General features: G+C 62.9%; 23 protein-coding genes. 13 read left to right on the forward strand and 10 right to left on the reverse strand.

Annotated elements, in window-relative coordinates; genetic code table 11:
* Window positions 1-71 precede the first annotated feature (71 nt).
* Complete coding sequence (locus HCN58_RS01005) at window positions 72-338, forward strand: DUF2277 domain-containing protein (protein ID WP_171577513.1); 267 nt, start codon at window positions 72-74, stop codon at window positions 336-338.
* A 9-nt stretch (window positions 339-347) separates the two neighbouring features.
* Here HCN58_RS01005 and HCN58_RS01010 read toward each other — a convergent pair whose 3' ends face one another.
* The 3 genes from HCN58_RS01010 to HCN58_RS01020 form a co-directional block, all read right to left on the reverse strand.
* The gene (locus HCN58_RS01010; RefSeq protein WP_171577514.1) at window positions 348-1,520 is read right to left on the reverse strand and encodes a cytochrome P450; all 1,173 of its coding nucleotides are present in this window, start codon (window positions 1,518-1,520) and stop codon (window positions 348-350) included.
* Between the two features lie 7 nt (window positions 1,521-1,527).
* A complete protein-coding gene (locus HCN58_RS01015; RefSeq protein ID WP_171577515.1) occupies window positions 1,528-2,295 on the reverse strand; it encodes an SDR family NAD(P)-dependent oxidoreductase in 768 nt (255 codons plus the stop codon).
* A gap of 185 nt (window positions 2,296-2,480) precedes the next feature.
* On the reverse strand, window positions 2,481-2,735 hold the full coding sequence (locus HCN58_RS01020; protein WP_171577516.1) for a hypothetical protein: 255 nt from the start codon (window positions 2,733-2,735) through the stop codon (window positions 2,481-2,483).
* Window positions 2,736-2,914: 179 nt separating this feature from the next.
* Between HCN58_RS01020 and HCN58_RS01025 the strand changes: the two genes are divergently transcribed.
* Window positions 2,915-3,463 (forward strand): DUF2380 domain-containing protein, encoded by a 549-nt coding sequence (locus HCN58_RS01025; RefSeq protein ID WP_171577517.1) that lies wholly within the window; start codon window positions 2,915-2,917, stop codon window positions 3,461-3,463.
* 78 nt (window positions 3,464-3,541) lie between these two features.
* Here the strand turns inward: HCN58_RS01025 and HCN58_RS01030 are convergent, their stop codons facing one another.
* On the reverse strand, window positions 3,542-3,931 hold the full coding sequence (locus tag HCN58_RS01030; RefSeq protein ID WP_171577518.1) for a RidA family protein: 390 nt from the start codon (window positions 3,929-3,931) through the stop codon (window positions 3,542-3,544).
* 373 nt (window positions 3,932-4,304) lie between these two features.
* Here HCN58_RS01030 and HCN58_RS01035 point away from each other — a divergent pair, with 373 nt between their 5' ends.
* The gene (locus tag HCN58_RS01035; RefSeq protein ID WP_171577519.1) at window positions 4,305-4,745 is read left to right on the forward strand and encodes a hypothetical protein; all 441 of its coding nucleotides are present in this window, start codon (window positions 4,305-4,307) and stop codon (window positions 4,743-4,745) included.
* Window positions 4,746-4,877: 132 nt separating this feature from the next.
* Here the strand turns inward: HCN58_RS01035 and HCN58_RS01040 are convergent, their stop codons facing one another.
* Together HCN58_RS01040 and HCN58_RS01045 are read right to left on the reverse strand one after the other, a co-directional pair.
* Window positions 4,878-5,381 carry a DUF1993 domain-containing protein gene (locus tag HCN58_RS01040; protein WP_171577520.1) on the reverse strand — a complete coding sequence of 168 codons (504 nt, stop codon included), beginning with the start codon at window positions 5,379-5,381 and terminating at the stop codon, window positions 4,878-4,880.
* Between the two features lie 229 nt (window positions 5,382-5,610).
* Window positions 5,611-6,957 (reverse strand): lytic murein transglycosylase, encoded by a 1,347-nt coding sequence (locus HCN58_RS01045; RefSeq protein WP_171577521.1) that lies wholly within the window; start codon window positions 6,955-6,957, stop codon window positions 5,611-5,613.
* A 358-nt stretch (window positions 6,958-7,315) separates the two neighbouring features.
* Here HCN58_RS01045 and HCN58_RS01050 point away from each other — a divergent pair, with 358 nt between their 5' ends.
* The 5 genes from HCN58_RS01050 (at window position 7,316) to HCN58_RS01070 (ending at window position 12,512) form a co-directional block, all read left to right on the forward strand.
* Entirely contained in the window at window positions 7,316-8,185 is an 870-nt protein-coding gene (locus HCN58_RS01050; RefSeq protein WP_171577522.1) for an FAD binding domain-containing protein, read from the forward strand.
* 3 nt (window positions 8,186-8,188) lie between these two features.
* On the forward strand, window positions 8,189-8,665 hold the full coding sequence (locus tag HCN58_RS01055) for a (2Fe-2S)-binding protein (protein WP_171577523.1): 477 nt from the start codon (window positions 8,189-8,191) through the stop codon (window positions 8,663-8,665).
* An 18-nt stretch (window positions 8,666-8,683) separates the two neighbouring features.
* On the forward strand, window positions 8,684-10,966 hold the full coding sequence (locus tag HCN58_RS01060) for a xanthine dehydrogenase family protein molybdopterin-binding subunit (RefSeq protein ID WP_171577524.1): 2,283 nt from the start codon (window positions 8,684-8,686) through the stop codon (window positions 10,964-10,966).
* A 139-nt stretch (window positions 10,967-11,105) separates the two neighbouring features.
* Window positions 11,106-11,672, forward strand: coding sequence for a DinB family protein (locus HCN58_RS01065; RefSeq protein WP_171577525.1), 567 nt, complete (start codon window positions 11,106-11,108; stop codon window positions 11,670-11,672).
* A gap of 396 nt (window positions 11,673-12,068) precedes the next feature.
* Complete coding sequence (locus HCN58_RS01070; RefSeq protein ID WP_171577526.1) at window positions 12,069-12,512, forward strand: VOC family protein; 444 nt, start codon at window positions 12,069-12,071, stop codon at window positions 12,510-12,512.
* A gap of 143 nt (window positions 12,513-12,655) precedes the next feature.
* On the opposite strand, the gene HCN58_RS01075 is transcribed toward HCN58_RS01070, so the two are convergent.
* The 3 genes from HCN58_RS01075 to HCN58_RS01085 all read right to left on the reverse strand — a co-directional run bounded on the left by HCN58_RS01075 (window position 12,656) and on the right by HCN58_RS01085 (window position 15,791).
* Entirely contained in the window at window positions 12,656-12,931 is a 276-nt protein-coding gene (locus tag HCN58_RS01075; RefSeq protein WP_171577527.1) for a hypothetical protein, read from the reverse strand.
* Window positions 12,932-13,334: 403 nt separating this feature from the next.
* On the reverse strand, window positions 13,335-13,589 hold the full coding sequence (locus tag HCN58_RS01080; protein ID WP_171577528.1) for a hypothetical protein: 255 nt from the start codon (window positions 13,587-13,589) through the stop codon (window positions 13,335-13,337).
* Between the two features lie 756 nt (window positions 13,590-14,345).
* On the reverse strand, window positions 14,346-15,791 hold the full coding sequence (locus HCN58_RS01085; protein ID WP_171577529.1) for a helix-turn-helix domain-containing protein: 1,446 nt from the start codon (window positions 15,789-15,791) through the stop codon (window positions 14,346-14,348).
* A gap of 209 nt (window positions 15,792-16,000) precedes the next feature.
* Here HCN58_RS01085 and HCN58_RS01090 point away from each other — a divergent pair, with 209 nt between their 5' ends.
* From HCN58_RS01090 to HCN58_RS01100, 3 genes are all read left to right on the forward strand, one after another.
* Window positions 16,001-17,638, forward strand: a complete 1,638-nt coding sequence (locus HCN58_RS01090) for an isocitrate lyase (RefSeq protein WP_171577530.1) — start codon at window positions 16,001-16,003, stop codon at window positions 17,636-17,638.
* 91 nt (window positions 17,639-17,729) lie between these two features.
* Window positions 17,730-17,939 carry a DUF4170 domain-containing protein gene (locus tag HCN58_RS01095; protein ID WP_028347002.1) on the forward strand — a complete coding sequence of 70 codons (210 nt, stop codon included), beginning with the start codon at window positions 17,730-17,732 and terminating at the stop codon, window positions 17,937-17,939.
* 320 nt (window positions 17,940-18,259) lie between these two features.
* Window positions 18,260-18,814: a hypothetical protein gene (locus HCN58_RS01100; RefSeq protein WP_171577531.1), complete on the forward strand. Its 555-nt coding sequence runs from the start codon at window positions 18,260-18,262 to the stop codon at window positions 18,812-18,814.
* Here HCN58_RS01100 and HCN58_RS01105 read toward each other — a convergent pair.
* A complete protein-coding gene (locus HCN58_RS01105; protein WP_171577532.1) occupies window positions 18,811-19,701 on the reverse strand; it encodes a metallophosphoesterase family protein in 891 nt (296 codons plus the stop codon). The two genes, HCN58_RS01100 and HCN58_RS01105, sit on opposite strands and share 4 nt — an antisense overlap.
* 95 nt (window positions 19,702-19,796) lie before the next feature.
* On the opposite strand from HCN58_RS01105, the gene HCN58_RS01110 reads away from it, so the two are divergent.
* Both HCN58_RS01110 and HCN58_RS01115 read left to right on the forward strand, forming a co-directional pair.
* Window positions 19,797-20,285: an NUDIX domain-containing protein gene (locus tag HCN58_RS01110; protein ID WP_171577533.1), complete on the forward strand. Its 489-nt coding sequence runs from the start codon at window positions 19,797-19,799 to the stop codon at window positions 20,283-20,285.
* A gap of 60 nt (window positions 20,286-20,345) precedes the next feature.
* Window positions 20,346-21,497: a hypothetical protein gene (locus HCN58_RS01115; protein ID WP_235983291.1), complete on the forward strand. Its 1,152-nt coding sequence runs from the start codon at window positions 20,346-20,348 to the stop codon at window positions 21,495-21,497.
* Window positions 21,498-21,500: the final 3 nt, after the last annotated feature.

Below are 21,500 nucleotides of genomic sequence, written 5' to 3' on the forward strand. Positions count from 1 at the left end.
AATAGGCCACGCCGTCGGATTTTGCACCGGCCGTTCGTCCTTGATCGAAGACCTCTGCAGAAGAGAGAACCATGTGCCGCAACATCAAGACCCTGTTCAATTTCGATCCCCCAGCCACACCTGCGGAGATCCATGCTTCCGCCCTGCAATTCGTGCGAAAACTCTCCGGCTTCAATTCGCCGTCGCAGGCGAACGCCGAGGCGTTCAACCGCGCGGTTTCCGAAGTCTCCGACAGCGCGCGGCGCTTGCTGGCCTCGCTGCAGACCAACGCGCCGCCACGCGACCGCGAAATCGAGGCCGAGAAGGCGAGGGAGCGCTCGCGGGCGAGGTTTGGTTAGAGCTAGATTTCACCCTGCGTCCCACTTCACCGGCAAATTGAGCAACCCCCGAAACGCCCAGCCGCCGATCCGCACCGGTTCGCGCTCGTCCAGCTGCAGGCCTTTCAGCCGCGCGAACAGGCTCGGCAGCGCGACATCGGCCACCATCGCGCGGGAAGCAAACGCGCCGGCGCAATAATGCGGGCCGGCGCCGAAGGCGATGCTCTTCTGGTTATCGCGGTTTATGTCGAAACGATCCGGGTCGCTGAAGCAGGCCTCGTCGCGGTTGGCCGAGCCGAACATGAAAAACACGCGGTCCTCCGGCTCGAACTCGACGCCGTGATAATTCCACGGCTTTGCAACGCGGCGCGGCGACATCTGGATCGGCGCGATCCAGCGCGCATATTCCTCGAACACGTCGATCCACTTCGCTTTGCCCTCGCGCACCAGCGCGAGCTGCTCGGGATGCGTCAGCAACGCCCAGGTCGCGCCTGATATCGCATCGCGCGGCTCGTTCTGGCCGCCGGAGATCGCAAGCTTGATGTTGGCGCGGATGCTTTCCATGTTCTGGCCTGAAGCCAGCAGCACGCTCAGGATCGAGGTGTTGGGGTGTTTCTTCACCACCGGAATCATGTCGTCGATCGCGGCATCGATGCCGGCGGTCGCCGCATGGCAGCGCGCCTCGACTTCCTTGTTGCCGGTATAGTTGGCAATGCCGTCGATCATCGCCTGAGACCACGCGTCCATGTCCTGATAGCGCATGTTGGTCAGGCCGGTGACGTCCTTCAGGCATTCGGCCGACAGCGGCAGCGCGAACGCCTTGCAGAGATCGGCTTCGCCCTGCTGCGCGAGCTCGTCGAGGATGCGGTCGGCATGGCCCTGAAACTGCCGGATCCAGGTGTCGCGCACCGTGCGCGGCGACACGGCGGGAAACATCGCCTGCCGCTCTGTCATATGCGCCTCGCCGTCCTTGCGCATCATGTTGTGGCCCATCAGCACGTTCATCAGCCCGTTCGGCTGGTGCGAGGAGAATATGTCGATGCGCTTCTCCTGGGTGAAGATGTCATCGCGCCGGGTGAATACGGTCGAGCCGAGCTGCGGTACGAACGCGATCGGCGCCTCTTTGCGCATCTTCGCCAGCGCGGGATAGGGATCGGCCCAGAAGGCGGGGACATCGATGTCGAAATGCGGGGCGTTGGACATGATGACCTCACACCGCTCGATAGCCGCCGTCGACCATCACGATCGACCCGGAAACGTAAGCCGAAAGATCGGACGCCAGGAAGATCGCGGGCCCGACGATGTCTTCCGCGGTGCCGGCACGTCCCAGCGGCGTGTGATCCATGAAGGTTTTCACCAGTTCCGGGTTGTTGGCGCGGGCATTGGCGTTCAGTGGCGTTGCGATGAAGCCCGGGCCGATCGCATTGACGCGGACGCCTTCTTTGCCGAGTTCGGCGGCGAGCGCTTTGGTGAAGCCGAGCACGCCGTGCTTGGAGGCGGTATAGGCCGGCGAACTCGGCGTGCGCACATGCACGAAAGACTGTATCGAGCCGATATTGACGATGCGCCCCTTGCTCGCGCGCAAAGGTTCGAGGAAAGCATGCGTCACGTTGAAGACGCCGGTGAGGTTGATCGCGATGATGTCTTCCCAGTCGTTGATGACAGCCTCAGCCGCGCCCAGCATGCCGTTTCGGCGGACGATGCCGGCATTGTTGACGAGGATAGAGACCTGTCCGACCTTGTCGGCGATCCGCTTCGCCATCGCGACGCAATCCTCGCGTTTGGCCACGTCAAGCGCAAAGCTGTCTGCATTGCCGCCGGCGTCGCGGATCTCCTTCGCAGCCTCAGCCGCCGCCATCTCGTCCCTGTCGAGCAGCACGACCCGCGCGCCCTCGCGGGCGTAGCCGATCCCGATCGCGCGCCCGATACCGGAGCCTGCGCCGGTGATGACGGCGATGTGATTTTGGAGAAGTGGCATGGAGCGTTCCTCTTGCTTGGTTTTGCCAGAGGATAGCAAGCGCGCCCGCTTGTACAAGGTGGGAAGCGGAGACCACGTCACGACTTGTAGGGTGGGCAAAGCATCAGCGTGCCCACCATTCAGATCATCGGTTGGAGTGGTGGGCACGGCGCAAGAGCGCCTTTGCCCACCCTACACATGCCGGCTCAGAACGAACAGGTCCCGTTGCGCAACAGACCATCCTTGAACACCAGCGCATCGCCGAAAGTCGGCACTTCGCTGCCTATGATCACGATGTAATTCGCGGGATACGGCGCGGTCGGGATACTCTGGTCCCAGATCTGGCAGAAGCCGGTGTCCTGCCAGCGGATCAAGTTATACGAGGCCTGGGCCGGGCTCGAGGCGGCGAGCGCGGTGAAACCGATAGCGGCAACGGCGCAAAGAGCAAGAATGCGATGCATCTTCAATCTCCTGTTTGAAATACGGGGCTCAGCGCCCGATCACCGATTGAGTAGCGACGAGGGCGACAAGGTTCAAAGACGGAGCCGCGGAATGGGTTAGCGAAATCATCAACCCCTTGTTACAGTTCGGCCTCGTTGGCAGCGGAGCGATGCTGACTCGGAGTTGAAGGAGGCCAGACATGACGCAAACGGCAACCGGATGGCGCGCGTCGCGCCGGCGCAACGGCGCCAGCGCCGTGCTGACGATGCTGTGGGCGGTAGCCGCGCTGTCGTTTGCATCGGGCGGGTCGCCGGCCGCCGGGCCGATCGCGGTGGCCGTGGCGGATTTCGATTATTTTGATACCTCCGGCGAGGTTTTGGACCAGAGCGCGGAACATCAGGCCCGCGTGGCGTCGTTTGCCGCGTTGCTGCGCGACAATCTGGCAGCGCAGGGCGATTATCGCGTGGTGCCGATCGAGTGTCCCGATCATCCCTGCACTGCTACCAGCATGTCGCAGGACGTTTTCATCGCCGCCGCACGGAAGGCCGGCGCGCGGCTCGTGGTCTATGGCGGCATCCGCAAGATGAGCACGCTGGTGCAATGGGGCGAAATCCAGTTGCTCGATCTCGAAGCCGAGAAACTGTTGATGCGGCGAACGGTGACTTTCCGCGGCGACAACGATGCCGCCTATCGCCATGCTGCCGATTTCGTCGGCAATACGCTGAAGGAATCTATGCCGAAGCCGTGAGTATCTCGTAAGGCGGGTTAGGCGAAGCCGTAACCCACCGACAATCGGGAAGGCGGACTACGCTGGCGCTAATCCGCCCTACACTTTCGCCACTGATGCAACAGCCTCGATCTCGATCAGCATCTTCGGATCGGGCAGCGCCTGCACCACGCAGGTGGTGCGGGCGGGGTAGGGCGCGGGCCCGAACGCCGACGCATACAGTACGTTCATCGTGGCGACGTCGGATGCGCGTGTCAGCAGCACGTTGACCTTGACGAGATCGCGAAACGTAGCACCCGCCTCGTCGAGCACGCGCTTGATGTTGGCGACGACGAAGCCGAACTGCGCCTCGAAACCATCGGCCAGCGCGCCCTTGTCGTCAAAACCCGGAATGCCCGAGACGAACAGCAGGTCGCCGGTGCGGGTGGCAAAGGAGAGCGGCGGGGCCTTTACGCCGGCAGGCGGCGCAAAATGCTGGATGGGGGGCATGGGACACCTCATGAATGGGTCGGTGCCTTGAGCCTAACGCGCCGCTGCCTCGCTGGAAAGGCAGCGGCGCGCGCGCTTCACGACCCGCCGATAGGTTTGAAGGTCCCGCCCGTCAGGGAAGTTCGCTGGAGAGGAAATAGCGGGATATGAGAGCTGTGAGGGTAATGCAGTTCACAGGGCCCGAGTTTTTTGTTCGTGCAATCGTGATCAAATTGTGTCGGGCGCACGGCGCGGCAAGCGGTGCGCCGCGCTGGGCGCGAATATGCTTTGCCCCTTGCGCCGATCGGATACAATCCGATAGCTGCGACTCAATCTGCGCCGCAAAGCCCGCCCGACACTTTTCCGATTTGCAAGCCCTCCGGAGATACGATCCATGAAAATGCCATCCGCCGTTCGCGCCACCTTGCTTGCGTTTGCGGCCTTCGCCGGCGTTACCCTGTCCTCCGCCGCGCGTGCCGATGAAGGTTTCGTACAGCTCACGATCTACAAGGCGGGATGGATCATCGGCGGCTCCGGCGGCAGCGGTGTTCTGAATTTTCACGGGCGACGCTATCCGCTGTCGACCGGCGGGCTCGACTACGGCCTGGTGTTCGGCGGATCGAAGACGGTGCTGCGCGGCCGTGTCAGCAACATTTATCGCCCCTCCGATGTCGCCGGCGTTTACGGCGCGGCCGGCGCGGGCCTTGCGGTCGGCCGCGGCGCGCGGGCGATCGTGCTGACCAACCAGAAGGGCGCGGTGCTGGAATTGGCCGGGCACCAGGTCGGCTTGATGGCGAACGCCGATCTCAGCGGCCTCGCGATCACCATGCGGTAGAATTCGTAGGGTGGGCACGGCGCTTCGCTTTGCCCACCCTACGGCGCCGCTGCGTCGGGAACGACCGATGACCTCGTTGCGTTGATGGCGCAGTCGCCGCACCCTGCGGCGCACTCGCAGCGACGGCGATGATTACCTCACTCCGAGAAAATCCCGCTTGCCGATCTCCACGCCGTTGTGACGCAAAATGCCGTGGGCGGTGGCGGCGTGGAAGTAAAAATTCGGGAAGGCGAAGTTGACGAGATATTGCTGGCCCTTCACCGTCATGGTGTTGCTGGGGCCGATCGGGAAGGTCACCTCGCGCGTGTCGCTGCCGTCGAACTGCGACGGCTTGAACGCCTTCACATAATCGACCGTCCTCGCGATCCGCTGCTGCAATTCCTCAAAGCTCTTTTCGGTGTCGGGCGTCGACGGCACTTCGCTGCCAGTGAGCCGTGCGCAGGTTTTCGCGGCGAAATCGCAGACCGTCTGGATCTGGCGCGTCAGCGGATACATGTCGGGATAGAGCCGGGCATTGAGCAGCACTTCGGGCTGAATGTTCTTTGCCTTGCAGTGCGCTTCCGCCTTGGTGAGCAGGCCGGAAAGGCTGCCGAGAATCTGCAGGAAGGCCGGCACGGTTAGGTCGTGGAAAGACATGCGATGCTCTTTTCGTGATGTGGGAAATCACCTCAAGACGATGAGGTGTTGTTCGAGATGGGAGGGCGGGCGGCAAAATTCAACGCTTGCTGAGCGCCGAACGGGTCAATTATTCCCTCGCTGTCATCGCCCGCGAAGGCGGGGCGACCCTGTATTCCAGAGCAGTTGCGATTGAGCGGATCGGCCACGGCTTACTGGATTCCCCGCCTTCGCGGGGAATGACAGAGAACTACCGCGCCGGCATCACCAGGCCAGCGGGCTGCGCCTGGACGCTGGGCCCGCGCATCCGTGCCATGAGCTCCGCCGTCGGCCAGGAATCCGCAGGGAGTCCGTATTTGATCTGCATCGCCTTGACAGCCGTGCGGCTCAACTGCCCCATCACGCCGTCGACCTTGCCGACACTGAAGCCCGCGCGCACCAAAAGCTGCTGCAGCTCCTTCAGCTCGTTCAACGGCAGTTGCGCGACCGGCGCCGACGGCTGCCGCATCGGCGGGGCGCCGCCGATGCGGGTGGCGAGATAGCCGGCGGTGGTCGAATAGATCAGCGAGTTATTCCACTCGGTGTAAACAGCGAAATTCGCATACGCCAAAAACGCTGGCCCGGTGCGGCCCATCGGCAAGAGCAGCGAGGCCGGCAGGTCGTCGTTCGGCAGTGGCCGCCCGTCGGGATAGGTGACGCCGAGCTGGGCGAATTTGGCGCGCGGCAGTTTTATCGTCAGGTCAGCCTGCTCCCATGGAAAATTTTGCGGCGCGCGCACTTCCTGCAGCCACGGCTCGCCGCGCCGCCATTTCAATCCGTTGGCGATATAGTTCGCGGTCGAGCCGATCACGTCGGGCGCGCTGCGCAGCAAATTGCGATGGCCGTCGCCGTCATAGTCCACCGCGTAGTTGAAGTAATGCGTCGGCAGAAACTGGGTCTGCCCGAGCTCGCCGGCCCATGAACCGATCATCTCGCTTGCCGTAAGATCGCCGCGATCGATGATTTTCAACGCGGCGATGGTTTCCTTCTGAAACATCTCGGAGCGGCGGCAGTCGTAAGCCAGCGACACCAGCGAGCGCAGCGTATGCAGATTGCCTAACTCGGCCCCAAAACTGCTCTCCAGCCCCCAGAACGCGGCGATCACAGCCGGCGGCACGCCATATTCCTTCTCGGCGCGGTTGAACGCGGCCGCATGCATCCGGATTCGCGCCTGCGCATTTTTTGCCGCGCCATCGGACGCCCTGTTCCGTGCGAACTCGGTGAACATCTGGCCGAACACGCGCTGGCCGCGGTCGCGGTTGACGATGCCTTGGTCGTAGACGAGATAGGGCGCGGCTTCCGCCAGCGCGCGTTGCGACACGCCCTCCGCGGCGGCCTGCTGTTTCAGGTCGGCCAGGAAGCGGTCGAACGATAGGCCGTTGTGGCAGGCCGCCGCACGCGGCGAGCGCGGAGCGGCCGCCGGTTGCGGCTGGCCGGGTGCCGGCGCGACCACAGGTCTCGGTGCAGGACGGGTTGGGGCGGGGGCTGGTTGGGCGATGGCGAGGGATGAAAGGAACAGTGACGCCGCGGCAGCAAGGAGGAATTTCAAAAGCGGCATCCATGTCCCCGCGAAAATCGTGAATCCGAAGCTAAGTTTTAAACCGGCGGGGCGGATTAGCCAACGGGCCCTGTCAATTGCGAGCGCAAGCGAAGCAATTCATGCCTCAGCGCGGGGATACCTGGATTGCTTCGTCGCTGGCGCTCCTCGCAATGACGGATGGGGCGGGTTTCCGGCTCCCGCCTCGGAGCAATCCGCCGCGCAAGCCCCGTCGCGCGCATAGGAGCCTGCCGTATCAACCTGATCTCGCAGGCTGTTCCAACCGCTTTTCCCCGTGTAGGCTTGCCGTCTGCCCGACTTTTGAAGGTGAGCCGACAATCACTGGGGTGGGCGGAACGAGGGAGATGGCGGAAAGACCATGACGGAACTCCGATATTTGGCACCTGGCACGCTTGACGAAGCGGTCGGTGCATTCGCCGCGGCGGGCAGCGCCGCGCGCATCCTGGCCGGCGGCACCGATCTTCTGGTGCAGATGCGATCCGGGATTTTGAAACCCGGCGTGATCGTCGACATCAAGAAGATTCCTGAGATGACCGCGATCGAAGAGACCGCCGATGGTGGCTTTCGCATCGGCGCCGCCGTCTCCGGCATGGCGCTCGCCGAGCACAAGAATTTCGGCAAAGTCTGGCCCGGCGTGCTGGAGGCCGTCAACCTGATCGGTTCCAAGCAGGTGCAGGGCCGCGCGTCCGCGGGGGGCAATCTCTGCAACGGCTCGCCCGCCGGCGATAGTGTGCCGGCGATGGTCGCGGCCGGCGCTATCGTCACCGTGCAGGGCCCGGACGGCCGCCGCGAGATGAAGGTGGAGGACGTGCCCGCCGGTCCCGGCCGCACCAATTTTAAGCCCGGCGAGATCCTCGTCAGCTTTACGCTGCCGCCACGCCCGCCCGGATCGAGCGATGCTTACTTGCGCATGATCCCGCGCACCGAAATGGACATCGCGGTTGTCGGCTGCGGCGTCAGCCTCACCATGAAGGACGGCACCGTCACATCAGCCCGCGTCGGTCTCGGCGCAGTTGCGCCGACCGTGCTGCTGGTGGAGGACGCCGCAAAGGCGCTGATCGGCTCCAGACTCGACGACGCCGCGCTCGCGAAAGCAGCCAGCGCATGCTCGGCCGCCTGCCGCCCGATCGACGACAAGCGCGGCACCATCGCCTATCGCACCAAGGTAGCCGGCGTGCTGCTCAAGCGCACCGCTGCGATTGCCGCCAAACGCGCTACAGGAAAATAATTCATGGCCAAAGTTCACGTCACCACTACTATTAATGGCGAGCCGATGGAATTTCTGTGCGAGCCTGACGACACCATGCTCGACGCGCTGCGCGGGCCACTTAGCCTGACCGGCTCCAAGGAAGGCTGCGCGTCTGGGGATTGCGGTGCCTGCTCGATTACGCTCGACGATCGCCTCGTCTGCTCGTGCCTGATGCTCGCAGTGGAATCCGAGGGTCACGAGATCAGGACCATCGAGGGCCTGGCGCAGGGCGACAGACTGCATCCGCTGCAGCAGAAATTCCTGGAGATGGCCGCGCTTCAGTGCGGCATCTGCACGTCCGGCATGCTTGTCGCCTCCGACGCGCTCCTCAAGAAGAACCCCGACCCGACCGAGGAGGAAGTCCGCTTCTGGCTCGCCGGCAACCTCTGCCGGTGCACCGGCTATGACAAGATCGTCCGCGCGGTGATGGAAACCGCCGCCGAAATGCGCGCGCAATAAGTTTCGGGAGATAGCCCAATGAACCTCGTCACCAACAACAAGTGGATCGGCCAGCGCACCATCCGTCCTGACGGCATGGACAAGGTCACCGGCCGCGCCCAGTTCGCCGCCGACACCACCATGCCCGGCATGATCTGGGGCAAGATCTTGCGCAGCCCGCATCCGCATGCGCGCATCCGATCGATCGACACTTCGAAAGCCGAGAAGCTGCCGGGCGTGAAGGCGGTTGTCACCTCGAAAGACATCGTCGATTTCCCGATCGAGAAGGGCGCGGTGATGCTGGGCATCCAGGACATGCGCTGGATGTGCCGCAACGTGATGGCGCGCGACAAGGCGCTGTTCCCTGGACATCCCGTTGCGGCGGTGGCCGCGACAACTGAGGCGATCGCGGCGGAAGCCTGTAACCTGATCGAGATCGATTACGAGGTGCTGCCGTGGTCGATCGAGATCGATGACGCGATCAAGTCCGACGCGCCTGTTCTGCACGAGTTCAACAAATTCGACGGCAAGCCGTCCAACATCGTCGGCCGCCTCGAGCACAAGAAGGGCGACATCGCGGAAGGCTTCAAAAAGGCCGACATCGTCATCGAGCGCACCTTCACCACGCGGCCGGTGCACCAGGGCTATATCGAGCCGCATGCCTGCCTGATTTCGGTGGCGCCCGACGGCAAGACCACGATCTGGAGCTCGAGCCAGGGCCAGTTCATGGTCCGCGCGATGACGTCGATGCTATCAGGCATCCCGCAGAGCGACATCCGCGCCATCCCCGCCGAGATCGGCGGCGGTTTTGGCGGCAAGACCATCGTCTATCTCGAACCGCTCGCGACGCTGCTGGCGAAAAAATCCGGCCGCCCGGTGAAGATGGTGATGACGCGCGAGGAAGTGATGCGCGCGACCGGCCCCACATCAGGCTCGAAGAGCACGGTCAAGATCGGCGCCACCAGGGACGGCAAAATCGTCGCCGCACACGGCACCTTTTATCTGCAGGCTGGCGCCTTCCCGGGCTCGCCGATCCGCGGTGCGGCGGGTTGCAGCTTCACGCCATACGACATCCCGAACCTGCTCTCGGAAGGCTACGACGTTTGCTCCAACCGCTCCAAGGTCGCGGCCTATCGCGCGCCGGGCGCGCCGATCGGCGCCTATGCCGTGGAATGCGTGATGGACGAAGTCGCAGAACGCCTGAAGATGGACCCGCTCGACTTCCGCCTGAAGAACGCCGCGAAGCAAGGCACCAAAGCCGCGCACGGCCCGGTCTTCCCGCGCATCGGCTATATCGAGACGGTGGAAGCAGCGAAAGCCTCGCCGCATTACGCCGCGCCGCTCGGCGACGGCCACGGCAAGCTCAGGGGCAGGGGCGTCGCCTCCGGCTTCTGGTTTAATGCCGGCGGCGAATCCTCCGCGCAAGTCAACATCACGGAAGACGGCAACGTCGTCGTTACCACCGGCCACCCTGATATCGGCGGCTCGCGCGCCGGCATTGCCAACATCTGCGCCGAACTTCTTGGTATTGATTACCGTCGCGTCTCCGTCATCATCGGCGACACGCAGACCGTCGGCTTCTCCAATCTCACTGGCGGCAGCCGCGTGCTGTTTGCGTCGTCAATGGTGGTGACGCAGTCGACCGAAAAGATCATCCAGACCCTGCGCGAGCGCGCGGCCAAGATCTGGGAGATCGATCCCGAAGCGGTGAAGTGGGAGAACGGCGCGGCGCATCCGGTGAGCCCGAATGCCGGCCAGTTCGAACCGCTAACGCTGGAACAGCTCGCCGAGAAGGCGCCCGCGATGGGCGGACCCATTGGGGCCGGTGTGCAGCTCAACACGCAAGGCGCGGACGGCGGCTTCGGCACGCACATCTGCGACGTCGAGGTCGACGTCGATCTCGGCATTGCGCGCGTGATCCGCTACACCGCCGTGCAGGATGTCGGCCGCGCCATTCACCCCGGCTATGTCGAGGGCCAGCTCCAGGGCGGCGTCGCGCAGGGCATCGGCTGGGCGCTGAACGAGGAATACATCTACACGAAGGAAGGCAAGGTCGATAACCCCGGCTTCCTCGACTACCGCATGCCTGTCTGCTCGGACCTGCCGATGATCGACTGCATCATGGTCGAGATTCCAAACCCAAAACACCCGCAAGGCGTCAAGGGCGTCGGCGAAGTGCCGCTGGTCCCGGTGATGGCGGCGGTGGCGAACGCCATCTACAACGCGCTCGGCAAACGCTTCTACGCGCTCCCGATGTCGCCGCCGAAGGTGCTGGAGAAGCTGGAAAGCGCCGATGCCGCAGGCTGCGGAGTAGAAGCGTAGGGCGGATTAGCGATAGCGTAATCCGCCGCTCGCTATAAGAACAACGCCTAGCCCGGATGAGCGAAGCGATATCCGGGACCTTGACCATCCATTCCCCGCATATCGCTGCGCTCATGCGGGCTACTGGCTGGTAACGCAGATGAGCGACGTGCTTCCCTTCCGCGCCATGGCGTACAACAACGCCTGGGCAAACCACCGGCTGCTCACCGCCTGTCTCAGGCTGTCGCAGGATGAATTCACCGCGAAACGAACCGGCTTCTTTCCGAGCCTGCGCGCCACGCTCAACCACATCCTGATCATCGACCACTTCTACGTCGACGCGATGGAAGGTGGCGCGCTCGGGCCAGCCGCCTGGGCGGACGAGGAACCTTGTGCAACGGTTGCCGCGCTAAAGGAAGCGCAGGCCGCGGTCGATCGGCGTTTGCTCGGGGTTGTCGAAGCGCTCGACGCCGCCGGTTTGCAGCGCATCGTCTCGGTGCATCGCGGCGCCTCCATCCAGCGCGAACAGATGGACCGCTTGTTGCTGCATCTGTTCCAGCATCAGGTGCACCATCGCGGCCAGGCTCACGCCATGCTCAGCGGCACGTCGGTGAGCCCGCCGCAACTCGACGAGTTTTTCGCGGTGGGTGAGGCGCCGCTGCGGGCGGCGGAGTTCGCGGAGCTGGGTTGGACGGAGAAGAGGGTCTGGGGCGAGGCTGAAGGTTGAGCCGTTCCGATGAGACGGTCGGTGGGCAGCAGTAAGCAGTTTGCGTAGCCCGGATGAGCGAAGCGACATCCGGGATTCCACCGCTTCCGCATGTCGCTGCGCTCATGCGCCCTACTTGCTAAGTTTCTTCGGGTAATTCTTTCCGTGTGCCATTGCCATTGCGTTCGCGCCCAAGTTGAGATTGGATATCTCCGACACAGGTGGTTTAATCACAGCCGGCGCGCAGTGTGCCTATGCAGTGGATGTGTGTTCGGCCCCGATAAGAGATTCGATTGGGGTGGGCGCGCATTGGCGAGCGAATCTGGGCTCGCTCACAACGGCCAGCAAGCGTAGCCCGAATGAGCGCAGCGGCACCGGCTCTTTGCTCTCCCGGTCCCCGCATATCGCTGCACGCATATGGGCTACGTCCCGAATGAGAAAACAATCGTGAACGATCAAAATCCCCCTTCCACTTCCCCCTTCCACTCCATCCGCGCCGTCGACTACACCGTCATCTTCGTGCGCGACATGACCGCGATGCGCCGCTTCTATGAGGGCGTGCTCCGCTTTCCGCTGACGCGCGAATTGTCGGCGGGCTGGATCGAATATCAGATCGGCTGCAACACGCTCGCGCTGGCGCGGCCGAGCCGGACGGCGAAGGATGCGTCGGTGCCTACGGGGAGCGCTTCGCTGCAGCTTGCTTTCAAGGTTGCCGATGATGATGTCGACCGCTGCGCCGACGAGCTGGTGCGATATGGCGTCGATCTGCTCGAGCCGCCGACCGACCAGCCGTTCGGCCATCGCACGCTGTTCTTCAGGGATCCCGATGGGAATTTGCTGGAGGTGTATGCGGAGATCTAGCGGCGTACTGGAATGCGTAGTGCGGATGAGCGAAGCGATATCCGGGATTCACTGGTCCCGCATGTCGCGGAGCCTGCCATTGGGCGCGCATTCGCGCGACCGGTTGGCTCATGCGGGACTACAACAGCCTACTGCCGCAGCCCTCAGTTCAGCGTCAGCCACACCAGGTTAACGTCGCGCTGGCAGGTATTGCAGTGCGCTGGCTGATTAAAAGTGTTGGCGAGCTGCCATTCCTGCGCTTCGTTGCTCCATTGCGCCGTGGCGTGGCAGATGATGTCGTCGGAACCGCAGGCGTCGCAGACCGGCGTGGAGCGGGCGGCGCGATTCACCACCTTGCGCTCGATCGGCTGCGGCCGCTCCGGCGCAATCCGGTCCTGGACGATTTCGAACGGGTTCATCAGCTTGACGCGTCGCAACATAGGCCCTGCATCCATTCTCGCGAGTTTTGATTCGCTTTTTTCAAAACTAGCGAATCGGCCCGGCCGTTCCATCGCTAAATTGTGCAATACCCAAGATTTAACTTTGTCGTTTCGGAGAGGATTTCGTGCAAGCCGACGGCGAAAAGAGGCAAGCTATCGCTGGCGCCTTTCGCCAGCTCGTGTCCCGGGCGCGATGCCGCGCGCAGCGCTGCGCCGCAGAACCGGGACCTATACATCGCCGGGCAAGATAAATGGGCCCGGCTCTGCGGTGCACTACTTTGTGGCACACCGCGTCCAGGGCACGTAGCGGCGATGTCACGCCGTCAGCGCAAGCGATGCGGCCTTGCGAACGCGCGAAAAGCAAAACGGCCCGGCAGTGGCGCCGGGCCGGTCCATAAGCCGACTAATACTTCTTCTTGGTCGTGGCCGATCCAGTCGTCGTCTGATGACCCGGCGCGCTTTCCGAATGGCCGGGGCCCTTGGCGGTATTCTTCTGGTGTCCCGGCGCGTATTCCGACGCACCCGGCGCTGTCGAAGTCTTGCTCTTCTGCATCTTGTGTCCCGGGGCGTACTCGGATGAACCCGGCGACTTCGTGCCCTGCGCAAACGCGGCTGTCGTGAGCAGCACGGTCGAAATGGTAATCAATGTCTTCAGCATTGGTTGTTCTCTCCTGTTGCAGGAAACCAAGCAACGCGTCTCTCGCAGCGGTGTTCCACTTTTTCCCGCTTGGGTGTGGAAGACGCAATGCTGATGAACATTCCTTCATCTTTCTCGCTGGACTTCTATCCGACCTCATCCTGAGGAGGCGCGAAGCGCCGTCTCGAAGAATGTAGCCAAGATGTGGCAGCGGGGGCCTGCATGGAGACGGCGCGGAGCCTATCATCGGGCCGCGCTGCGCGGACCCGTTGGCGCCTGCTCACATAAGGGTTTAGAGCCCCACGGCCGTTTGCGCGTAAACAGAAGTTCTTCAACTCTTTCAACGCGAGTTGCCCTGTCCAGTCCTGCGCGAAAAAAGAAACCTGTTCTCGCGCGCCGCAAATCAGTCCTACAACTCGCGCCATCCCGGCCCGCAAGAGGGGCGTTGGCCATCGTATCACGAACATTGGGCCGGGCTGCGGTGAACGCGAAAGCGCCGGACGCGTGACAGGAATCGCAGGGCCGTTTTCCCGTGAGCGATGCCAGCGCGTCAGACGAACGGCGCTTGCTTCCGCCTTCGCTTGAGAGATCGACGGGCGGGTACCAGGCCCGGCGAAGTCTATAGGCCATATCCATCCGTCGTCCCTGCGAACGCAGGGACCCATAACCACAAATGTTCATGTTCTGCGAGGAGTGGCTACAGCTCTTCTCACGACGTCCGCCGGCGGCTATGGGTCCCTGCGTTCGCAGGGACGACATGGTGAGAGAGCGTGGCCCTCACAACTCCCGTGCGTTCGAAAACGCAAACGACGATACCCGCCGCGTGTTCTCGTCGAGGATCAGCGTCCGCGTGATCGGCGGCTCGGCGCGCTGGCTGCAGTTTTCGCGCTCGCAGAGCCGGCAGTTGACGCCGATCGGCGTCCCTTCCGCCTTCTCCAGATCCATCCCCGCGGCGTAGACGAGTTTGGACGCATGACGGATTTCGCAACCCAAACCGATCGCAAAGCGCGGCTGCGGTTGCGGGTGCGGGGCGATCGGCCGCCGCACCATCTGAGCGATGGAAAAATACCGCGTGCCGTCGGGCAGCTCGATCACCTGCTTGAGCAGGCGGTCCGGCGTGTCGAAGGTCGAATGCACGTTCCAAAGCGGACAGGTGCCGCCGAACTTCGAAAACGGGAACGTGCCGGAGGAGAATCGTTTGGAGACATTGCCGGCATTGTCGACGCGCAGCAGGAAGAACGGCACGCCGCGCGCGTTCGGCCGCTGCAGCGTGGTGAGGCGATGGCACACCTGCTCGAAGCCGGCATTGAAGCGCTGCGCGAGCACATGCACGTCGTAGTTCAGGTTTTCCGCCGCGGTGTGGAACGGCTGGTACGGCATCATCACGGCGGCCGCAAAGTAATTCGCCAACGTAATGCGGTAGAGCCGCCGCGGCGTGTCGTCGAGCGGGCCGGCGCGGTTGACGATCGCGTCGATGGCCGCGCTGCATTCGGCCAAACCGATCTGCAGCGCGAGTTGGAACGCGCGGCCCGAGCCGTCGACCAGTTCGGAGATCAAAAGCTGGCGACGATGGCGGTCGAAGCGGCGCAGCGTCTCGCGCATCACATCGACAGGCATGATGCGGGTGACGATCGAATGCTTTTCGCGCAAGCGCGCCGTGAGCGCTGCAAACAGCTCCTCCGCGGAGGCGTGAAGTTCGTCGCGCAAAGTTTCCGCGGCCTGTTCGAGCTCCGGAAAATAATTGCGGTTGGCTTCGATCAGGTCACGCACGCGCTCGATCGGGTTGGCCTCGAAGCGGGCGCCCTCGTCGCGATCGGCCATCTGCGCCGCGACCAAGGTCTCGCCGCGGCGCGCCTCGGTATAGGCCGCATAGAGCCGCTGCAGGGAATGCGTCACGCCCGGGCAGAGTTCGGCGAGGTCGCGCAGTTCCTGTTTCGGCAGATCGATCTGCCGGAACAGGGGATCGGAAAAAATCTCGTTCAGTTCCGCAAAGAACCGGTCCTCGTCGGCGGTAGCGAGATCGCGCAGGTCGAGGTCATAGGTCTCGGCCAGCCGCAGCAGGATCTGCGCCGTGACCGGGCGCTGGTTCCGTTCGATCAGGTTGATGTAGCTCGGCGAGATCCCGAGCCCCTCGGCGATCTGGGTCTGCGACAGCCCAAGCTGCTGGCGGATCCGTCGGAAACGGGGGCCGACGAACAGCTTCTTTCCGGATTCGGCGGCCATGGCAGGTTGCCCTATGACAAAATTTACAAAGTTACATTTACGACAAGTATGGATGTTACATGACATCACCAATAAAGATCAAGTACTCTATGCCTAAACGCGATTCTGGCGTTTAGCTCTCGGTACGTTCGCAATGCACTGTCAAGAATGTCGCAGAAGAGCAGCGAAGCCAACGCTGCAGATTTGTCGACACCGAAAGGATCATGTACATGAATTACCAGCCACGCGGGATCAGCGACCGGGCTATCCAGGGACCGGCTTCCTATCTGAGCGAGATCGGCGCTGCCGAGGCGCTCCTCAAGACCCAGCCGACCTGGAACGGCGTCACCGCCGAAGCCGTGGCGCGCATGCGTCTGCAGAACCGCTTCAAGACCGGCCTGGACATCGCTCGGTACACCGCGGCGTTGATGCGCAGCGATATGGCTGCCTATGACGCCGATCCCACCAAGTACACCCAGTCGCTCGGTTGCTGGCATGGCTTCATCGCGCAGCAGAAGCTGATTTCGGTCAAGAAGCATTTCGGAACGACCGATCGCCGCTATCTGTATCTCTCCGGCTGGATGATCGCCGCGCTTCGCTCCGAGTTCGGACCGCTTCCTGATCAGTCGATGCACGAGAAGACCTCGGTGCCGGCGCTGATCGAAGAGCTCTACACCTTCCTCCGTCAGGCGGATTCCCGTGAGCTCAACGATATCTTCCGCGCCCTCGACGCCGCTCGCAAGGCAGGCGACCAGGCGAAGGAAAAGGCGCTGATCGAAAAGATCGACAACTTCCAGACCCATGTCGTGCCCGTCATCGCCGACATTGACGCCGGCTTCGGCAATGCCGAGGCAACCTACCTGCTCGCCAAGAAGATGATCGAGGCGGGTGCGTGCGCTCTGCAGATCGAAAATCAGGTCTCCGACGAAAAGCAGTGCGGTCACCAGGACGGCAAGGTGACTGTGCCGCACGAGGTGTTCCTGGCGAAGATCCGGGCCTGCCGCCATGCCTTCCTCGAACTGGGTGTCGAAGACGGCATCATCGTGACCCGCACCGACTCGCTGGGTGCCGGTCTCACGCAGCAAATCGCTGTGAGCCACAAGCCCGGCGACATCGGCGATCAGTACAACAGCTTCCTGGATTGCGAGGAAGTGACAGCCGCCAACGCCAGGAATGGCGATGTCATCATCAGCCGCAACGGCAAGATGATGCGTCCGAAGCGGCTTGCCAGCAACCTCTATCAGTTCCGTGCCGGCACTGGCGAAGATCGCTGCGTGCTCGACTGCATCACCTCGCTGCAGAACGGTGCCGACCTGCTGTGGATCGAGACCGAGAAGCCGCATATCGAGCAGATCGCCAAGATGGTTGACCGCATTCGCGAGGCGGTTCCGAACGCGAAGCTGGCCTACAACAACTCGCCGTCGTTCAACTGGACGCTCCACTTCCGTTGGCAGGTGTACGACGCGATGAAGGAAGCCGGCAAGGATGTCAGCAAGTACAATCGAGCCGACCTGATGAAGCCGGAATATGACGATACACCGCTGGCCATTGAAGCCGACGAGCGCATCCGCACCTTCCAGGCCGATTCAGCAAAGCGTGCTGGCATCTTCCACCATCTGATCACGTTGCCGACCTATCACACGGCAGCTCTGTCGACTGATAATCTCGCGAGGGAGTATTTCGGCGAGCAGGGCATGCTGGGCTATGTGAAGAATGTTCAGCGCCAGGAGATCCGTCAGGGCATCGCCTGCGTCAAGCATCAGAACATGGCCGGCTCCGATATCGGCGACGATCACAAGGAATATTTCGCCGGTGAAGCCGCTCTGAAGGCGGGCGGCGTCCACAACACGATGAACCAGTTCGGCTAACGGTGGAATTGATCAGTCTGGGGTCTGATCGGATTGCAGACTGACTTTCATGCGGCTGGAGTAAGGTCAGCCGGACAACAGGAGACTGACAATGACCAAAGGCAGCAATTTCTGGGTGATCGGCGGCGAGTTCGGTTCGATGAACTTCCACAAGCTCGTCGAAGGCTCGGCCCAGGTCAGAGGCCCGTTCAAGACCCGCAAGGAAGCCGAAGAGTGCTGGAAGGAGGTCTCGGAAGAGAGCCGCCACAAGGCCGGCGTACGCTTCTCGATCGTCGAAGAGCCCTCGCGCGTCTCGGCCTGACCGGCTGCTGCCGACCCATCAGAAGAAACGTCCAAGGACAGGCGGCCCCATCCGGAATTCCGGCTGGGGCCGCTTGCGGTTTGCATGGGGACACTCTTCGCCGTCTCCCGCTCGCGGGACGCTCGCGGGCGAGAGCATAGGCGGCCTGCGGCCGCACGTCCTTGAAGAAAAACGCCGATGCGGAGCATCCGCTGCGGGGGTGCCGCCGCGGGGGATAAAGCCCGAGGGGTAACCCCTTGAAAATAAACAACCATTGCGCAAGGCATGGTTACTGCTAGGTTAAGCCCAGGCTAACCCTTGCAGGACAAAGGCGACTACCGATGTCAGATGCGCAAAATACCGGCAACGAAGCCCGCGACATGCGACCGACGCGGCTGCGCGATGCGCTCCGCCAAGCCCGCATCGAGGCCGCGGACAGGACCGGCGTCGTCGTCGAACTGCGCGATGCCGAGGTCGCCCGGCTCGAGATCCTGAACGAGGCGCTCGATCCGCTGTTCGCGGAGATACCGGAGCAGGTCGACCTGTTCGATCGGGGTGTCAGCCAGGGCGAGACGCCGCGGCTGTGGATCGACGTGGTCGCGCATATCGTGATGGGACGCGACAAGCGCATCTATCGCTTCGTGCAGGATACGCGCTTCGGTCGCATCGTGCTCGCCGAATCGCATGACGTGCCCGTCATCGTCGACGCCGTCACCGGCTACGTCGCGCGCCGCATGATCGAGCGCGAGCACGCGATGGTGGCGATGCCCGTTGCCGAACCCGTCGTGGAAAAGAAGCCACGCCGCCGCGGCTTCGGCATGTTCGTGTTCGGCTTCGTGCTGGGCGCGGTGGCGCTGTTCGCCCTCGCGCTGTATGCGAGCCTGAAAAACTTCTAAAGCAGCGTCGCCTGCTTGATCTGCTTGACACGGAAGTCGGCGTCGACGGCACGCACAGTCTGCACGCAGTGCCATTTGCCGCCATCGCGCGTGATCGAAAACAGGTTGTAGGCAGCGGCCGGATAATGCCGGTGCGCCAGCGCCGATGCCGAGGGCACGCCGACCGCAGGGATTTGGCGGCCGGCGCCTTCGAGCCACATCGTCGAATGGACGTGGTCATGGCCGTGCAGGACCAGTTCCGCGCCGCGCCGCTTCAGCACGGCGTGCAGCGCCTTCGAGTCGGTCAGCCGCTTGATCCGCGAAGTCGAATACAGGGGATGATGAACCAGTAGTACCCGGAATGCTTCATCCGGCGGCAACTGGGCAAGCTCGCGGTCGAGCGCATCAAGTTGCGCGCGGCCGAGCCGGCCGGTTGCCATCAATGGCAGCGTCGGCACCGCCGAGGAGACCCCGATCAGCACCAGCGGACCGCGCCGGCGCACGAATGGAAACGGCGTACCGTCTGCCGCGGCATCGCCACGCAGATATTGCTCGAATGTCGCGCCGAAATGATGCCGCGTCGCCCGCACATAGGCGTCGTGATTGCCGGGAACGACTGTCACCTGTTGCGGCGTGCCAACGCTTTCGAGCCAGGCCTGGGCCGGGATGAATTCCGCCTCCAGCGCCAGGTTGACGAGATCGCCGGTCACCGCGATGTGGTCCGGCCGCTGCGCCTGCATGTCGGCGACCAGTGCGTCCAACACCTCGCGACGGTGATATTTATGGCGGTTGCGCGTCCAGTTGAGATAGCCGAGCGCACGTTTGCCCGCGAGCTCGCGAAGCCGCGCCGCGGGCAGCGGCGGGAGATGCGGGTCCGACAGATGCGCCAGCGTGAAGGTATCGGTCATTCGCGCTCGGCCGCATTCTCTGTGATATAGAGCCATCGCATGATCATGTCGGCGATATAAGGATCAAACGTGATAGCTGTCCATCCGAGGCTTGCGTGACGGCGCTGCAGCACTTGCGAAAACGTCTGGAGCCGCAATTGCGGCGCGCCTTCCACCTTTATTGGCGAATGGCCCGCGGGATGACGCTCGGGGTTCGCGGCGTCGTGCTCGATGGCGACGACAAGGTGTTCCTGGTCAGGCACAGCTACGTCGTCGGCTGGCACCTGCCGGGCGGCGGCGTCGAGGTCGGCGAAACCTTTCTCGATGCCTTGCGAAGGGAGCTGGTGGAAGAGGGGCGGATCGAGCTGACCGGGGAGCCGGTGCTGCACGGCCTGTTCTTCAACGGCCACGTCTCCCGCCGCGACCATGTCGCGGTTTATGTCGTCCGGCAGTTCCGGCAGGACCGCCTGCCGGAGCCCAACCACGAGATCGTCGAGTGCGGGTTCTATGCGGCCGGCGCGCTGCCGCCGGAGACGACCAGGGGCACGCGGCTCCGGATCGCCGAAGTGCTCGACGGCACGAGGCCGATCGCGACCTGGCGCTGACACGTGGCGTAGTTGCTTCGCGCCATTGCAGCGCCTAGAAGCGGATAAACAGGATTCGACATGGTTAGGATGAAACTCTTCAGGCTCCTCTGCGGCTTCGGCTTGCTTGCGGTGCTGGCGAGCAATGTCTGGACGATATCGCGCTGGAGCGAAAGCCGCGGGGTTTATGACGACGTCTGCTATCTGCGGCAGGCGCATCTGTTCCAGAAATATGGCCTCGGCGGCATCGACACCAACGTCATCTTCGACGGCGACGACTACCTCAAGAACAAGCTGAAGGCGATCGACTACGCGGAATGGAACGATGTGAAGCGCGCCCCCTGCCACACCTGGATTCCTGCGACCGATAAATATGTCATGCAATACCCGCCGGGCACCGGGTTTGCACTGGCGCTGTTTCGCGAGGAGCTTCAGGTGATCTCGCTCTATGTGGTGACGAACGTGACGATCCTTGCCTTTGCGCTGCTTGCATTGTTTCGGGCACGCGACCCGGCTTCGCTCGCGCTGGCTGCGGTATTTGGCTTCGCAGCGCTCTACCTGATGATCAACCCGAGCAAGGCGAGCTATTCGGTGCCGCCGACCATGATGCTCTGCGCGGCCGCGGGCTTCCTGACTGCTAAGTATTTCGTTGAACGACCGCAGCGTAGGCTGCTGCTGATCACACAGCTGGGGCTGCTGGTCGGCCTCTCCGTCAATTTCCGTCTGCCGAACCTGTTTCTCGCCGCAGGCTATTGCCTTTATCTTTCCGGCGCGTTCCTGCTGGCGCGCAGCAAGGAGACTTTCCTGCGGGGGCTATCGTTCGGCATCGCTTTCCTGATCGGGATGGCGCCGACGTTGATCGCGAACGCGATTAATGCAGGTAGTCCGTTCTCGACCACCTATGGCGGCGTTGACGTCGTGCCGCCTGAGCTGAATCGGAGCGTACTCTTGAGCTATCTCGTTGATGTTCAATTCACCTTGCTGGCGATCTCTGTCGCCTGGACCGTCTGGCTCTGGCGTTTCGATCAGGGCCGCGCCAGACAGGTCGCCCTTCTGGTCGCCATAAACCTCGCGGTAAATCTGATTTTCTTCATGACCCATCCGATATTTACGCCATATTATATCATTCCGATCGACATGCTCTCGCTCTGGACCTTGCTGTTCGCAACGCTCGATCGGCGCGGCGAACGGGCCGCCGACAGTACGGCGTTTCCCCAACCGGCCAACGCCTGATTG

It is taken from the genome of Bradyrhizobium australiense (assembly GCF_013114825.1).
Taxonomy (GTDB): Bacteria; Pseudomonadota; Alphaproteobacteria; order Rhizobiales; family Xanthobacteraceae; genus Bradyrhizobium; species Bradyrhizobium australiense.